The 16193-nt window shown below is 39.3% G+C and carries 14 protein-coding genes; 8 read left to right on the forward strand and 6 right to left on the reverse strand.

From position 1 onward, the window contains the following. Nucleotide 1: 1 nt before the first annotated feature. The 4 genes from LBC_RS07865 to LBC_RS07880 all read right to left on the reverse strand — a co-directional run bounded on the left by LBC_RS07865 (nucleotide 2) and on the right by LBC_RS07880 (nucleotide 4171). Complete coding sequence (locus LBC_RS07865) at nucleotides 2–1246, reverse strand: cytochrome bc complex cytochrome b subunit (RefSeq protein ID WP_221253890.1); 1245 nt, start codon at nucleotides 1244–1246, stop codon at nucleotides 2–4. A 13-nt stretch (nucleotides 1247–1259) separates the two neighbouring features. Continuing rightward, nucleotides 1260–1763, reverse strand: coding sequence for a Rieske 2Fe-2S domain-containing protein (locus LBC_RS07870; protein WP_221253891.1), 504 nt, complete (start codon nucleotides 1761–1763; stop codon nucleotides 1260–1262). Nucleotides 1764–1854: 91 nt separating this feature from the next. Next, the gene (mnmG, locus tag LBC_RS07875; protein ID WP_221253892.1) at nucleotides 1855–3717 is read right to left on the reverse strand and encodes a tRNA uridine-5-carboxymethylaminomethyl(34) synthesis enzyme MnmG; all 1863 of its coding nucleotides are present in this window, start codon (nucleotides 3715–3717) and stop codon (nucleotides 1855–1857) included. Between the two features lie 49 nt (nucleotides 3718–3766). After that, a complete protein-coding gene (locus LBC_RS07880) occupies nucleotides 3767–4171 on the reverse strand; it encodes an acyl-CoA thioesterase (RefSeq protein WP_221254998.1) in 405 nt (134 codons plus the stop codon). Between the two features lie 161 nt (nucleotides 4172–4332). On the opposite strand from LBC_RS07880, the gene ciaB reads away from it, so the two are divergent. The 3 genes from ciaB to LBC_RS07895 are packed head-to-tail and all read left to right on the forward strand — an operon-like array spanning nucleotide 4333 to nucleotide 11055. Continuing rightward, complete coding sequence (gene ciaB, locus LBC_RS07885) at nucleotides 4333–6210, forward strand: invasion protein CiaB (protein ID WP_221253893.1); 1878 nt, start codon at nucleotides 4333–4335, stop codon at nucleotides 6208–6210. 44 nt (nucleotides 6211–6254) lie between these two features. Next, nucleotides 6255–8666 (forward strand): bifunctional diguanylate cyclase/phosphodiesterase, encoded by a 2412-nt coding sequence (locus tag LBC_RS07890; protein ID WP_221253894.1) that lies wholly within the window; start codon nucleotides 6255–6257, stop codon nucleotides 8664–8666. Next, entirely contained in the window at nucleotides 8644–11055 is a 2412-nt protein-coding gene (locus tag LBC_RS07895; protein WP_221253895.1) for a bifunctional diguanylate cyclase/phosphodiesterase, read from the forward strand. Before LBC_RS07890 ends, LBC_RS07895 begins: the two co-directional genes overlap by 23 nt. A 1-nt stretch (nucleotide 11056) precedes the next feature. On the opposite strand, the gene LBC_RS07900 is transcribed toward LBC_RS07895, so the two are convergent. Continuing rightward, complete coding sequence (locus LBC_RS07900; protein ID WP_221253896.1) at nucleotides 11057–11251, reverse strand: hypothetical protein; 195 nt, start codon at nucleotides 11249–11251, stop codon at nucleotides 11057–11059. Nucleotides 11252–11361: 110 nt separating this feature from the next. Between LBC_RS07900 and LBC_RS07905 the strand changes: the two genes are divergently transcribed. From LBC_RS07905 to LBC_RS07925, 5 genes are all read left to right on the forward strand, one after another. Further along, nucleotides 11362–12054, forward strand: a complete 693-nt coding sequence (locus LBC_RS07905) for a dUTP diphosphatase (protein ID WP_221253897.1) — start codon at nucleotides 11362–11364, stop codon at nucleotides 12052–12054. A 440-nt stretch (nucleotides 12055–12494) separates the two neighbouring features. Beyond that, nucleotides 12495–12809, forward strand: a complete 315-nt coding sequence (locus tag LBC_RS07910; RefSeq protein ID WP_221253898.1) for a DUF2325 domain-containing protein — start codon at nucleotides 12495–12497, stop codon at nucleotides 12807–12809. Nucleotides 12810–12812: 3 nt separating this feature from the next. Next, on the forward strand, nucleotides 12813–13589 hold the full coding sequence (locus LBC_RS07915) for a hypothetical protein (protein ID WP_221253899.1): 777 nt from the start codon (nucleotides 12813–12815) through the stop codon (nucleotides 13587–13589). Between the two features lies 1 nt (nucleotide 13590). Further along, nucleotides 13591–14085, forward strand: coding sequence for a flavodoxin FldA (gene fldA / locus LBC_RS07920; protein ID WP_221253900.1), 495 nt, complete (start codon nucleotides 13591–13593; stop codon nucleotides 14083–14085). A 77-nt stretch (nucleotides 14086–14162) separates the two neighbouring features. After that, nucleotides 14163–14864, forward strand: a complete 702-nt coding sequence (locus LBC_RS07925) for a DUF4198 domain-containing protein (RefSeq protein WP_221253901.1) — start codon at nucleotides 14163–14165, stop codon at nucleotides 14862–14864. A 973-nt stretch (nucleotides 14865–15837) separates the two neighbouring features. Here the strand turns inward: LBC_RS07925 and rplT are convergent. Then, on the reverse strand, nucleotides 15838–16191 hold the full coding sequence (gene rplT, locus LBC_RS07930) for a 50S ribosomal protein L20 (RefSeq protein WP_221253902.1): 354 nt from the start codon (nucleotides 16189–16191) through the stop codon (nucleotides 15838–15840). Nucleotides 16192–16193 lie beyond the last annotated feature (2 nt).

Below are 16193 nucleotides of genomic sequence, written 5' to 3' on the forward strand. Positions count from 1 at the left end.
ATTAGCCCCTTTTCCTTTCAAGTATGGTAATAAGTGGTAGTGCCACTATAAATAAGAATAAAAATAGCACAGATGAACCAAAGCCCAACCAATCCATAATACCTCCGGTTGGAAGTTTACCCAGGATTGACAGCAATATTAAATCAATCACAAGCACCCAAAACCATATAAAAAACAGAGGTCTTCTCTGAGCTGGGGCTACTACATCGCTGCGGTCTAGTAAAGGTATAATCATAAATGCAGCTCCAGCAAAAGCAAATGCCATAAGCCCTATATTGTAGGCTGAAATTCCAGCTATATCAAAGAAAAATCCACGTAAAATCTCATACTGCCATAAGAAATACCACTCAGGATAGATGTGTGGTGGAGTTTTTAGAGGATTTGCTGGCTCGAAATTTATCGGATCCATCGCAAAACCGTAGTGAAAGCAAACTAGATAAAAATAAAAAATCATAAAAAACGATACATACATAAAGTCTTTTGACAAAAATCCAGGCCAAAATGGAATAACCTTAGCCTTAGCTTTATCTCCATGCAAATACTCATTAGCCTCTACTTCAAAGTCTATTTCTTCGCTATCTATATTATTAACATGCGGAATACGAAGTGAGTAAAAATGCACCGCAATAACGGCAATAATAACTATCGGCATAAGGCAGACGTGAAGCATAAAAAAGCGAGTAAGCGTACTATCGCCAACAGCATAATCTCCACGTATCCATTCAACTAACGCATCGCCAATTACTGGTACACCACCAAAAAGCTGAGTAATAACAGTCGCCGCCCAGTAGCTCATCTGTCCCCATGGTAGCATATATCCGCTAAATGCCTCAGCTGAAAAGCAGATAAATAGCAGCATTCCACTTACCCATATGACTTCGCGACCCCTCTTATAAGAACCATAATAAAGCCCAGTAAGTAGGTGAATATACATAATCAAAAACACAACAGAAGCTGCAACTGCGTGCATATGTCGCCATAACCAACCATACTCAACCTCTTGCATTATTGTGTAGTTTACGCTATCAAAGGCTAAATGTACATCGGGCTTATAATACATAAGAAGAAAAAGTCCACTTATAAAAAGCACCGCAAAAAGGCTAATAAGTATAACACCCATAGCCCAAAGGAAGTTGATATTTTTCGGTATCCAGTATTCGCTCATAAGTACTTTAAAGAGCTTAGTTACTGCTAAGCGCTGATCAAACCAGTCAAGAACGCTTGTTGATTTATGAATTTGTGCCATTAAACGCCCCCCCTTAAGCTTTACCAACTAATTTTTTATACTCTTCGCCCTCTTCGCCTAAGACTAGCTTAGTACCCTCTATTTTAAAAGGTGGTATATCTAGTGGGCGAGGTGGTGGGCCAAAGGTATTTACGCCGCTTGCGTTAAATACGCCTCCATGACAGGGGCATACAAAGTCAAGACTACTACTTCTCCATTGAGGTATGCAGCCTAGGTGGGTACAAAGACCTATAACTACGGTATAGCGACTACCGTCTATAATGACGTCTCTAGCGTCATCAGCTGACATTTTATCGTCTTTTCTTATTATAAAAATAGGCTTTTTACGCCACTCTACTTGGCGCATCTCGCCTGGGTTTATAGGGCTTATATCCACTGTTGTAAAACCAGCTGCTTTTACACTCGGAAGCGGATCCCACGTCTTTTTCATCGCCACGAGCGAAAAAGCTCCGCCAACAGCAGCTACCGCGCCAAAGGCTAAACCAATAAAATCTCGTCGTTCTTGCTTAAGAGACATTGCCGTCCTTTCATCTAATTTGCTATATACAAGTTGTTGATTTTAGCTAAATCAACTTTAAATTTAAATTTAATCTCGCAATTAATTATGCTTAAATTGCTCCGCGTTGCTTTAAATATATATGAATAATATCAATTGCAGCTGGCGTGATACCGCTTATCTGACTAGCCGCAAATAGAGTCGGCGGCCTGAAAAGCTCGAGCTTTTCTATCACTTCATTACTAAGCCCACTTATACCTTTAAAGCTAAAATCACCCGGAATTTTAACCTCAAGCATGCCTCTCATGCGCTCTATCTGCCCTAGCTGTTCTTTTATATAGTGCTGATATTTTGCCTCGATTAAAATTTGCTCTAAGCTAACCTCATCAAGCCCAGCAAAAAACTCATCAAGCTTTCTTAACTTATCCGCACCAAAGCTCTTTCTAGCGACGATTTTTTGCCAAGTACTTTTTTCGCTTATAATATCCTCGTTAATGCTAGATAAAAACTCCAAATTAGCCTTTGAGGGTGTAATCTCTGTCAAATTTAGCCACTCCAGCCCCTGCTTTACACGCTCTCTTACTGCATCTACCAAAGCATACTCATCGCTTGATAAAAGCCCAAACTCATGCCCATAATGGCTTAGTCTAAGCGTCGCATTATCCTCACGCAGTAGCAGGCGATACTCCGCACGGCTTGTAAACATACGGTAAGGCTCTTTTGTGCCTTTGGTTACTAAATCATCGATTAAAACGCCGATATATCCTTCATCTCGGCGCAAGATAAAGGGCTTTTTTGCGTCAATTTTAAGCACGGCATTTATGCCAGCCATTAGCCCCTGAGCCGCAGCCTCCTCATACCCAGTCGTACCATTTATCTGTCCCGCTAAATATAGCCCAGCCACAGCCTTTGTCTCTAGCGTGTGGTATAGCTGTGTAGGCTCTACATAGTCGTATTCTATCGCATATCCGTGCCTTACTATGCGCGCATTTTCAAAGCCTTTTATACTTCTTATCATTGCCACTTGCACGTCATAAGGAAGGCTGGTAGAAAAGCCATTTATGTAGTATTCGCTCGCCTCGGCAGTCTGCGGCTCGATGAAAAGATGATGGCGGTCTTTATCGGCAAAGCGATTGATTTTATCCTCAATGCTAGGACAATAGCGTGGCCCCACACCCTCAATCTGCCCTGTAAAAAGCGGCGCTTTGTCAAAATTTGAGCGGATTATCTCATGGGTATTTTCATCTGTGTAGGCTATGTAGCATGGCAGCTGAGTGGGGTTAAAATCGCGAGTGCGAAAGCTAAATGCCTTTGGTTTAGCATCGCCGTCTTGTCGCTCAAGAGTGCTAAAATCAATGCTCTTTGCGTCAATCCTAGGGCAGGTGCCAGTCTTTAATCTACCCAAATTTAACCCAAGCTCCCTTAAGCTATTTGATAGCTCCGTACTAGCTAGCTCGCCCACTCGCCCTGCGCTAAATTTATTAAATCCCACATGAATAAGCCCGTTTAAAAACGTCCCAGTCGTGATTATCACTGCTTTTGCAAAGTATTCATTGCCTAGGTGAGTTTTTACGCCACACACTGCGCCGTTTTGCGTTAGAATTTGAGAGGCAATTTCTTGAGTGATTTCTAAATTTGGAGTATTTAGGAGCAAATTTCTCATATAAACACGGTATTTATCCATATCTATCTGCGCTCTTGAGCCACGTACTGCTGGACCTTTGCTCTCATTTAGCACGCGAAACTGAATCCCACAAATATCGGTGCTAAGCCCCATAACCCCGCCAAGAGCGTCGACTTCTTTTACGAGGTGTCCTTTAGCCAGTCCACCTATAGCTGGATTACAGCTTGCTGCGCCTATTTGCTCGGCTAGGATTGTGATTAAAAGCGTTTTTTTGCCCATTTTTGCAGCCGCCATGCTAGCCTCTATGCCAGCATGTCCGCCGCCTATTACGATGATATCATATTCGTTCATTTTCTTTGCGCCTTGTAAATTTAATAGCGCGGATTATACCATATTAAATTTAAAAGCCATGTAGGCGCTTTAGTTCGTCGCTTATGGTTTTTTTTACTCCGTCTTTGGTTACACTTACGTAGCTACCGTGTGCGCTGGCGACGTGATGAGGCTGACGAAAGCCCAGCTCATTTAGCCTAAGCGCAATGACTTCAACTTGTACATGTATGGAGGTTTTGCCCACATCTTTTATCTTTGCATAATAGCAGACTTGATCCCCCACATAAACAGGGCTTGTAAAAAGAATCTCTTTCATGCTTACAGTTACCACACGCTCTGGTGCTACCTGCCTAGCTGCACTTCCACCTGCTAGATCTATTTGGCTCATTATCCACCCACCAAAGATATTTCCAGCTGAGTTTGTATCCTTTGGCATAGCCACTATACGGATAAATGGCTCTCCATAATCCTTTATTATTTCTAAGACATTATTTGGGTCTTGCTGTGCGCCTATCATTTAAGTTTTCCTTGTTTTAATTTTTAGTTGATTTTACTTAAATTTACTCCTATTTGCAATTATATTAAATAGTTTGTGATAAAATTTATCAATTTTAATAGCAAAAAGGTAACACAAATATGGAAAAACTCATAAATTTAAATCTAATCTTAAAACAAAGCTGGCAAGAAAAGTACGAGCTTTATAAAAATTTAAACTCATCTATCATAGACGAGGGGATTAATATTTGCGGGATTAAGACTGGCTTAAAGGAGGATACAGAGGCTTTGCGACTAGCTGTGGCAAAGCGGCTTGTGGATCTAAAAACCGAAGCGATAGAAAATGAGCTAAAAAAGCTAAACTTTAATCAATCGCAGATAAAAGATATTAAAAAACCCCTTTTTAAACTTGCGCTTAAATTTAATATGCAAAACCTCGAAAATCTAATCGAGCGAGCCATAAATGACGGCTTAATAAAAGGCTTTAGCAAGGCGCTAATCATGGGCGTACACGAGATAGGGCTAGCCATAAATGAGTGGCAAATATCTTGGCAAGAAAAGATAATAGACGGCACAAACGAGGAGCTTTTGGATAAATTTAAAGAGCTAAGCGAGGCTGTAAAGTGGCTAAAACAAAACGGACTTTTCATGCGTACACCACAGGGCGAGGCGGCTGATAGGGCTTATGGCGCGCTTGTAAAAAGTGGCGCAGGCTATGATATGAGGACGTATGCAGAGGCTTTTAAGGATGAATTTAGTGCCATTGACGCGGCATTTTTTAATGCTATTAAAGCTATGAAAGATAATCTAAATCAAACTGATGAGCTAATCTCTAGCGCAGATGCGGCTGCTTATATAGAGTATTTTAGCGCGCTAAAGGAGGCGTTTGCTTGCAAAGAGGTAAATGAGTGCATAGGCAAGTGGCAAGACGCGGAACGCGTGTGGATGAGGGTAAAAGCGCCACTTCAAGTGGGACATCCGCTTGAATATTACGAGGACGCCCTAACGCATGCAGTTGCGCCCGAATGGGACTTGCGACTAGCCTCAAACTCAGCCATAGACGAAAATAAGCTAAAATCCCAAATGATAAGCACCTTTGAGCATTTTTATAAAAATTTGGGCGCAGATGACGAGTCTATGCGTACTCAAGTGATAGAAAATATCAAAAAAACCCAGCTTTACATAAGCGCACCTATGCTCTTTTACGCAGCGGAGCTTGATGGGCTTTTTAGCGCTCAAGTCGTGCCAAATGACGAAACCGTAAGCTCTGAATGCGGCAAGAAAATCTTTGCCTTTACAGACCATATCCGCACTGCCTCTATGGCGCGTCCGTTTATGCGCCTTAGTACGGAGATTTTTCCAAGTGAGTTTTTGGAATTTAACCGCAGGGTGCTTTTTGTAAGACCTAGGCTTTGGAAGCAAGTTTATAACGCAAGCACAATCGGACATGAGTTTGGGCATATTTTCTTTATTGGTGAGCAGACTGAAAAGCTGATGAATGAAAGTGGAGAGTTTAAATTTATAGAGGAGTATAAGGCCACAGCTGGGGGACTTGTTAACTTTTTCTTAAACGATAAGGAGGTTAGCGGAGAGCTTAGGATAGCCGTATTTGCGGAACTAATCGCACGCGCTGTAGGGCTAATAGCGTGGAAAAACGTCCCAGAGGTAAGAGCGTATTACTGTGAGGGACTTATACATTTAAGCCTGCTTTTTAGCTCCAAAGCGATAGAATTTAACGGCACTAGCTTAGAGGTTGATATAAGCGCGGCAGCTTATGAGAGATTTAAAAAGCTATGCCTACTTACCTATGAGAGCCTAGCCATACACTACATAGAGCAAAATGACGCTAGCACTTGGCTAAAAAACTACTGCGTAAAAGATGACAAAACCTACCTCCCAAAGCAATCCGAAGTGGAGGAGTTTGTAAAATATTATTACAACAGATACGAGCTAATAGGTGGAGAGCTGGATACTTCAGGGGCGTGGGCTAGATACAGTGCACAAGCCATAAATGAGTAAAACTGTGATATAATTTAGAAAAATTTGAGATTTATAGGATTTATTTGCAGACTAAAAAAAGCCACGCTATTGCTATTTTATGCACCCTAGCGCCTTTTGTTTTATCGCTTGTATTATCGTATTTTGGGCTATTTGCGCTTAGTTTTACTAGCTTTAGCCTCATGCAAATAGCCTCATGCTTGCTTTATATCGCATTTATTAGGCATGTGGGGCTTTTTACCTCATATTACGTATTTATTTTTATATTTTTACTAAGCAACACCCTAGCAACTGGACTTTGGGTATTTTACAAAGATACAGATATTACGCAAATATCACAAATGCCTCTTTTACACGCTTTTAGCGTGATTGGCTCTATTTTAATATCAGGCATAGCAGCCTCCATACTAAACGCAATCTATCAAAAAACGCAAAACGCACAAATTCTAATAGATACCCTTACAAAGACGCTTATTTACAGCGGTTTTACTTGGATTTTGCTATTTTCTCAAGACGTAGACGGATTAAAATTTAACCCATATAAATTTTATCTTTTTATGGATATTTTTGTCCTAAGTACTATGCTAAGCATATTTTTATCCATTAAAAGAAAAAGAGCTAGCGCATCATTTTGGATTGTTTTTTCAGCTATTGCCATCTATGGTATTTACGGGCTTTTAAACGCCATAATAATTCAATCTGAAATAGCCTTTAGCAATGATAGCCACTGGCTAAAAATAAAAAATATACTAAGCACAAATGAGTTTTACATTGCCATCTTTGGCGTGATTTATACGCTATTTTTGCTATCTAGCCTAATCGCAAAAAAAAGTCAATTTTATATTAAAAAAAGCATTAGTACAAGCCAGTTTAGAAATTTAAATTTTATATTTTTACTACCCCCTGTTGTAGCGAGCTTTTTTGTAAATAGACCAAATTTTATATGGATTAGCTTTTTAATTTTAATCCTAATAATACACCGCATACTCACATACCACATCTCAAGCATCGCCCACAATAAAGATGTCTTTAAAAAAGAGCAAAAGCTCCACTCAGAGCTAGACCATGAAATAGAAGAGCACAAAAAAAAGCTAAAAGAAGTAAATGAAACTCTTAGAAATCTAAGCCACTATGACTCAATAACTGTGGTGCTAAATAGACACTGGTTTATCATCGCCCTTAGTGAGCTAATTACCTCAAAACCGCTTGGCGATGTGATAAATTTATACAGCATAGATATTAATGAATTTAAGCAAATTAACGATATATATGGACACTATATAGGCGATGGTGCACTAAATCAAACCGCAAAAAAACTAAAGCAAATACTGCCTCAAAACGCAATAATAGGGAGATTTAATAGCGATGATATAATAATAGCCATAAGGAGAGCATATAACAAAAATGACCGCACCGAATTTGCTGTAAAATTACTAAATGAGATAAAAAAGCCACTTTTAATAGAGCAAAGACAAATTCAAATAAATGCCAAAATAGGCATATCAAGCACACAAATAAACGAAATCTCTGCGACTGATTTAATAGCAAAAGCCGAAATAGCCCTAGCTCCAGCAAAGGTAAGTGCTGGAGGGTTTGCCTACTACTGCGATAAGATAAATAGCAAGGTATGGGAGGACACAAAAATCGACATACTGCTTGAAAGGGCTGACTTTAACAAAGAATTTAGCCTGCTTTATCAGCCTATTTACACACTAAAAGAGCGTAGACTAATAGGCGTAGAAGCACTTCTTAGGTGGCAAAGCCCAATAAAGGGAAAAATAGAGCCTGAAGTCTTTATAAAAGTGGCAGAACAAAGCCCTATTATAATAAATATAGGAAATTGGGTACTTGAAAAAGCATTAAAAGAGATAGGCGGAGTAAATGCTAGGTTTGAGACGGATTTAACAGTGAGTGTAAATATAGCCTCAAGGCAGGCTGAAAATATAAACTTCACACAAGAGCTCATGCAGATGATAAGCCAAAATAGACTAAAACCTAGCTGGCTAAACATAGACATAAATGAGCAAAACATCTCTGGATTAGAGGAAACTGTCTCAAATGTTATCACACAGCTTGGAGAAAATGGTGTCTTTGTAAATCTTGATAATTCAGGCACAGGGCTAATCTCAATCGAATTTATCAAAAAATACAGCATAAATAAGATAAAAATTTCAAAAGAGCTAATAAAAAATATAGACACAAATATCTCAAACCAAAAGGTGGTAAAAGCGATTATAACAATGGCTAAAAAAATGGAGATAAAAACCATAGCAGTGGGCATACAAACAGAAGCAGAGCTTGAAATTTTAAAAGGGCTAGAGTGCGATGAAGTACAAGGATTTATCTGGGCAGAGGCGCTAAGCTTAAGCGAACTAATAGAGCTAGTTAGGGCAGAAAATGGCTTAAAAAATAGGCATTTTATAACAAGCGTAGAGCCTAAAAAAGGAAGCGGTAATGAAACTAGACCTAGCCTTTAGCAAAAGCCAAAAAAGGGCTATTTATATATCTACTTCGCTATTTTTAGGCACGCTTTTGGCGATGTTTTTGGAGCTTTCATTTTTAATTTATTACCTAAATATATGCGCACTTTTTGTCATAGCTAGGGAGATTTATATCTGTGCGATAGAACAAAACGAAACGCCGACCCACTGGGTGCTTATCTGCCTTGGAGCTATTATGAGCATAGTGGGAAATTCGATGTGGTATTTTTATATGGTAGCTGTAACAAAGATACAAGAGCATGAGTACCAGTACCTATTTATCTCAAATGTCTTGCCTGTGCTTTTAATATTTTCAGCAATTAGTGTGTACTTTTTTAATCGATTTTTAAATGATATAAAAGAGCGCCTTGTAGCAAATATCGACATGGCTAGTATTTTTCTAGCCCTTGGCGCATTTACGCTTGGCATGCTTGATAAATTTGATTATTCTATGGTGTTTAAAGCTCCAGCGCCATTTGCCTATTTTTTAATAATCATCATAAGCATGGCTAGCATTTTTATCATAATGAGCGCATTTTTCGTCTCAAACCAGCTAATCATAAGACATAGCATACTATACATAATGATAGCAACCATGCTTGAAGCAACCATATCCATATATGATGCATATGATAATCTTACTTGGATAGGCTCTGGAGAGAGCCAGATGTCCCTGCCTTATGAGCGTGGAGTGGTACTAGCCCTTGGAGTGGTGCCATTTTTTATCTATATGCTTGGCGCATTTCACCTAAGACACATAAATAGGCGCGTTCGTAGAGATAATCTAACTCTATCCCCTAGCACGAGCTGGATACCACTACTAGTGCTAATCCCAATAGCCATACACATGGACATGGACGCAAAGTTTTTATCGTTTATAATCTTTGTGCTAATGACCCATGCCCTAATCGGACACTATGCAAGAAGTAACATAAACGCAAAAATGCTCCTAGAAAAAGAACTCGCAGCACAAGATTCACTTAAAAAGACTATAGAAACGCACTCTAGCCAGTACTCGCTATCAAATTTAAAGCTACGAGATATGCTAAACAAAGACCACTTAACAGGGCTAAGTAACCGCAACTTTTTAATGTATGAGTTAGAAAATATGCTCGGTATAAAAGACAATTTAGTAGCGATTTATTATATCAATATACAAAAATTTAAACTCATCAATAGAACCTACGGACACAGTATAGGCGATAGGTTACTAAAAAGCATAGCAAAAACTTTACTTGAGCTAGTACAGGGTAATATTAAGGAGTATGATGGTGAGTTTGCAAATAACTATACCATAGCACGCCTTGGGGCTGATGAGTTTGTTTTGGTAAAAAAGTTAGAAAATGAAGACGAATTTAAAAACCTGGCCGACACTATACTTTCAAAGCTTAGTGAGACATTTTTTATAGATAATTATAGCTTTAACCTAATCTACCATATCGGCGCACACATGACAAAAGCACAAGGCGACGAAGTCATAAAAGCGGCCAACAACGCCCAAGAACTACTTAGAAACGCAGATAAATCTCTGCATTTTTTAAAATACTCAGGCAAATCTCAAATTTGCTTTTACTCCAAAGAGGTAAGCCAACTAAATAACGATAGAGCACGCATTGAAAATATGCTTAGAAATGCCGATTTTCAAACGGATTTTGAGATATTTTTCCAGCCTGTTTTTGACATAAACACTAACCAAATTTGTGGCGCAGAGGCACTTTTACGCTGGAATCACCGTGGCGGACAGCTAGAGGCAAAGGAGTTTTTAACCATAGCACAAAACTCAGATATGGGCTCAGAGCTTTGCTCGCTAAGTGCGCAAAAAACGATACAAATTCTATCCCAGTGGCAACACGAGGGATTAAGAATACCAAAAACCGGCATAAACATCCTCCACCAACAGCTCATAAGACCTCGCTTTGCCTCCATAATAAATGGCTTTTTGCAAAAATACGAGCTAGAGGCTAAATATATAGAGGTCGAGCTTTTAGAAAAAATTTGGCGCCACCCAAAAGTTGTACTAGATGATACATTTGAGGCTCTTAAAAAAATGGGAATAAGCGTATGTATAGATGAGTTTGGCATAGGGCATTCATCGATAAATTTCATAAAACGCTACGGCATAAACCGTATAAAAATCGCTCACAGTATCGTTGAAAGTGCCGAAGGTTGTGAAAGCAAAAAGGAGATACTCTCATCTATTATAGATATAGGAAATATCCTAGGTATTCACACAACGGCAAAGGGCGTGATAGATAAAGAATTTATCGCAATCTTAAGAAAACTAAACTGCACAGAGGCTATGGGGTACGCACTAGAACGCCCTATGAGGGCTGAGGAGTTTAGAGCGTATCTAAGGCACAACAGCCACCGCGTACTACCAGCCTAAGCTACTTACCTAGCTCGGCTGCTATGCTCTCATTGCTTCTTACTACAGAGCCTGAGCCGTGAATGACTGTTGGCATACAGCTAGTGCATATATCCACGCTCTCGCCGCCTTTTATGGCCTGTATAAATACGGCATCTTTTTCATCTTTGCTGCTTATGCCGCAGACATTGCATATGACTTCATCATTTTTTTTCATTTTTTTCTCCTTAAATAAAATCGCCAAATTTTATCATTAAATTTATAAGCTCACCTTAACTTGCGTCAAGCCCAAACTCGTGCTATAATGACGCACAAAAAGGACAAACCATGAAAGAACAAAATCTAATCCTACAAATGATAAACATGCAACAAAGCTTAAATGACGCCACCGCTGGGGTAGGCTGGGAGAGCGGCTACGCAAATAACGGCAAGCTCATAAGCTGGCGCCGTTGCATATATATGGAGTGCGCTGAGCTAATCGATAGCTTTGCATGGAAGCATTGGAAAAACGTAAATGCCGAGGCAGACCGCGAAAATATCCTAATCGAAATAGTCGACATCTGGCACTTTGTGCTAAGCCTAATGCTAGCGCAATACCACCTAAGAGGGCTTACAGACCCTGTAAGACTAGCTAATGACATAGCAAGCTCTAGGGATTTTAGCACATTTTGCAAAGAACCTCGCGATATATCAAGCGAAAATATGTACGAAATTCTAAACGACATCGAAAAGCTAATCCACGAATGCAGCGGCTTTAGCTTTGACGTGTTTGCCATACTTCACAGCTATTTTACAGTCGCACTAAAATGCGGAGTAAATTTAGAAAAGCTCTTTAACGGCTACATCGGCAAAAACGTACTAAACGCCTTTAGACAAAAGCACGGCTACAAAGATGGCACATACATAAAAGTCTGGGGCGATAAGGAGGACAATGAAGTCCTAAGCCAAATCCTAGCCACAAAGCCCGCTAGCCTAGAACAGATATACTCAAAGCTAGAGAGCCTCTACCCAGGCAAATAGCCATTTTACGGCGCAACCCCGCTGGGCTTTAGCTATGCGTAGCGGGGTAAATTTATGCCCATACTTTAGCCTTAGCTGCGCAAGATAGGCTATTTATCACAAAATCCAAAAATAGACATAAAAGCTAACACCAAATAAACGACGTCAAAAAGCTAATAATGCCACACATTTTAGCTAATAAATTTATCAAGCTCCATCACAGGCTTTAATCCAATCTTTTAGCCGCAAATTGCCTTCTTATGCATTAATTTTAAACCCATAAAAGATAGATAAACATTCAGCTACCATAGCTTGCTTATTTAGGCTAACTGTTTAAATTTATTTATATTTTTTAATAAAAATTAAAAATTTTAGAAATTATTTGATATTTATTCTCATATGTAAGAAATCTTTTAGAATAAATTGTTTATAATATCCATTATCAAATAAAAGGAGCTACGATGTCAGTTTTAGTAATCGGTGCAGATGAAATAACCCCTATTAAAGCGGTCTTAAAAGACTTAGGCGCAAACAAAATCGAGCACTGGGACGCACGCAATGAAAACCGCGTAAACCGCAAACCGATCCCGCAAGATACTCAGTGCATCGTAATGCTTACGAGTTTTTTAAACCACAACACAATGAAAACTATCAAAACTCAGGCTAAAAAGCGCAATATTCCACTTGTATGCGCTAAGCGTAGTGTTAGCTGCGTTTTTTGTGAATACTGCAAGGTCTTTGGGCTAGACAGGGAGTTTGGATGTGGGAGAAAATAGCAGATGAGATTTGGATACTCTTGCGATTTTGGCGAAATAGCTCCAAGTATATTTCGCACTCTTAGCGCACAAAAAAGGACGAAGCTTTTCCTGGCGCTTTATAATAGTGCGACTGAATGCGCCCTAAAAATACCGCTAAAACAGGCAAAATGTGGCAATATAATGAGAGCTTTTGAGTTTAAAATAGAAGCCTTATTGCGCCCAAATGGCTATAAAAAAGCGCAAGGTATTAAATTTATAGACCTAGCAAGCACAGCTGTGATAAACGCCTACAAACAAAGGCAAAAAGCCCAAAATCTAGCGCAGAAAAAGCAAAGCGCAATAAATTTATCCCACGTAATCTCAAATTTAGCCGTTGCACCGGCACTGCCGGTAGCGAGGCTTATAACGCTTTGCCATGCGCAGGGGAACTTTGAGATATGGCTTGGGGCACAGGAGGTATTTACTAACTACGTTTTTGAAAAAATATCAGCCAAACAGCAAGATAAAGATGTAACGCTAGAAAACGGCGTCATTTATATCAAAGAAAACAACGAGGTGCAGCTAGCCGTACTGCCTAGCTTTTCGCAGATTGACTGCGAAGATAAAACAAGCGCAGACGCACAGATAAAAAGCGCTTTAAAGCTCTTGCGCAAAGAGCCACAAGCTAGCGTATACGTGGTAGCCCCTCGCTCGCCGCGCTTTAATAAAAAGATACAAATAAGGCACTGCGAGCAAGGCGTGGGAGAGATAAAGCTAGTCCCATATACGATAGTTCCAAATTTATTAAAAGGAGAATAAAATGATAGGTATCATTTATGGTAGCAGTATGGGAAATACTGCAGACGCTGCGAATTTAATCGCTGAAACTTTAGGCTTGCCTTGTGAGGTGCTAAACGTGGGTGAGACCGACGCTGGCACAATAAATGGCTTTGACAAGCTAATCCTAGGTAGCTCTACTTGGGGAAGTGGCGATTTGCAAGACGACTGGGACGCATTTGATTTTGGTTCGTTAAATTTAAGCGGAAAGACAGTCGCCTGCTTTGGTATGGGCGATAGCGCTAGCTACTCTGATGAGTACTGCAACGCTCTGGGAAAACTTTATGACGCAGCAAAAGCCGCTGGTGGTGATATGATAGACGCAAGCGTTAGCACAGATGGCTATGAGTTTGACGGCTCTGACTCTGTAAGGGATGGCAAATTCATAGGTCTTGCACTAGATGCTGATAATCAAGGTGATCTAACAGCTGAGCGCATAAGCAGTTGGGTGGCAAAAATAAAGCCTAGCTTTGAATAATCCCTTCTACCCACGCCCTATTTTGAGCGTGGGTTCGCCTCATAAGACTTAATAAAACCTACAAAAGGAGGCTTTAAATGATAAATTTATCAAAAGTTGCCATCGCTGGCTTATTAATCACGACATCTTTAAGCGCTCATCAAATTTTTACAGTACAGCAAGATAAGGGCTATGAGCTTAAGTTTTGGGCTGATGATCACTGGGAGGAGATAAAAAGCGATAATGTCGTCGGTGTAAGCGCATTTGACAAAGACGGCAAGCAAATAAAAGCTGGATATGATTATAAAAATAACAAAATCCAAAGCCAAGGCGAGGTTGCATTAAGTGTTGTGATGTATGATTTAGGCTACTATAGCTTTACGCAAAATGAGCATTTTAACAAGCCTAGAAATGAAGTTAGTGGCACAATATACGACACTAGAAGGAATTTAAAATTTGGCAAAAGTGTGTTTAGCTGGAGTGATGAGCTAAGTAAACCAGTGGGACTAAAACTAGAAATCACACCTCTTCAAAACCCACTAAATTTAAAGCAAGGCGACAAGCTAAAAGTGCTGGTTACGCTTGACGGAAAGCCATTTAGCGGTGCTAGCTTTGAGGATCAAAATGATGATTTAGACATCAAGGCTGATGAAGACGGCATAGCGCATATACCACTAAGCGCGCCACGAGATGGGCTTAGCATAATAGCAGCTGGGGTGAAACTGCCGTTTTATATAGGCGATAAACTAGCCCAAACCCTGCAGCTTACTTGCACGCTTAGCTTTAAGCAGGCAAAATAAAGCCTAAATCTGGCTTTAAATTTAATCTCTCCAGCCGCATCTCAATGGCAAAAATTTGCACTCATAATGCGGCAGGAGGCGAGCTTATAATAAAATAATATAAAACCACGATAGTTTCAATCTAATTTTGGATATTATTTAAATAAATTTTAAATTTCTTAAAATAACAAATTTAATGGGTACAGATAAAATAATTTGACCATTTTAAACAATAGCGTGCTTTATAAATTTCAAAAGCAAACTCTATACACACATGAGCGGCTTATTCATCGCTAGTATAGCATTGAAGCACTCGCTCATGTCCAGTTTTGCTTTACTAAGATTTTGCTTTTGTTTACAAAACAGACATAAATGCAATAAACGTACTATTGGGTAACTACTTGCTGTACTTGCGCCAAGGACATATCCGTGGTTTCTAGGCAAAACCTAGCAAACGCTTGTAATATAAAGATACATAAAAATAGTAAGCTTACTAAGCTTTACTTAGGGGAATTTATTAGATATTTTTGTGCTAAAAGCTACCAGTATAAACTAGTGATATTGGGCTTATAAAGCAGCTTAAATTTATTATAATAAAATGCCAATATAGCAAAAATAAGAGGCATACGTAATCCCCGCCCATACTCAAAATTTCTGCTTAAAAATACACAAAGGCAGAATTTTATAAACAATATGCCTATTAAAAAATTACTAAGATAACCATTTGACCTATAAAACAACATAGATTTTTACATTATTTTAAAATCTTATCACCCACTAGCTCTTACAAAATCACAAGAGATTAAAGATTACTGATATGATAAGTATTTATGGACGAGATGCGTATTTATAAACTGATTACCCATATTTATTTTAAAAATAAAATTTATCAAAGTTCAATAAAGCTTAAAAATTTAAAGTACTTGGGAGTTTTAAATTGTGGTGAGATGGTCGCACGGATATAAAAATTAAAGGCGCAAATGCGCCCTTAAAATTATAAAGCGGCTTTAGCCTTCTGTGCTACCACTGCAAAAGCAGCTGCATCATTCATAGCCATATCTGCTAAAATCTTTCTATCTAGCTCTATGCCAGCTTTTTTAAGCCCGTTTATAAATCTTGAGTAGCTTATGTCATTTAGTCTGCAAGCAGCATTTATACGCACTATCCATAATCGGCGGAAATCGCGCTTTTTCTGGCGTCTGTCGCGATATGCGTATACTAGACTTCTTTCTAGCTGCTCCTTAGCTTTTCTAAAGTGCTTGTGTCTTGCACTATAAAAGCCACGAGCAAGCTTTAATACCTTCTTGTGTCGTCGGCGTCTAACCACGCCTGTTTTAACTCTTGCCATAT

This window comes from Campylobacter sp. 19-13652 (assembly GCF_019702925.1).
GTDB lineage: Bacteria > Campylobacterota > Campylobacteria > Campylobacterales > Campylobacteraceae > Campylobacter_A.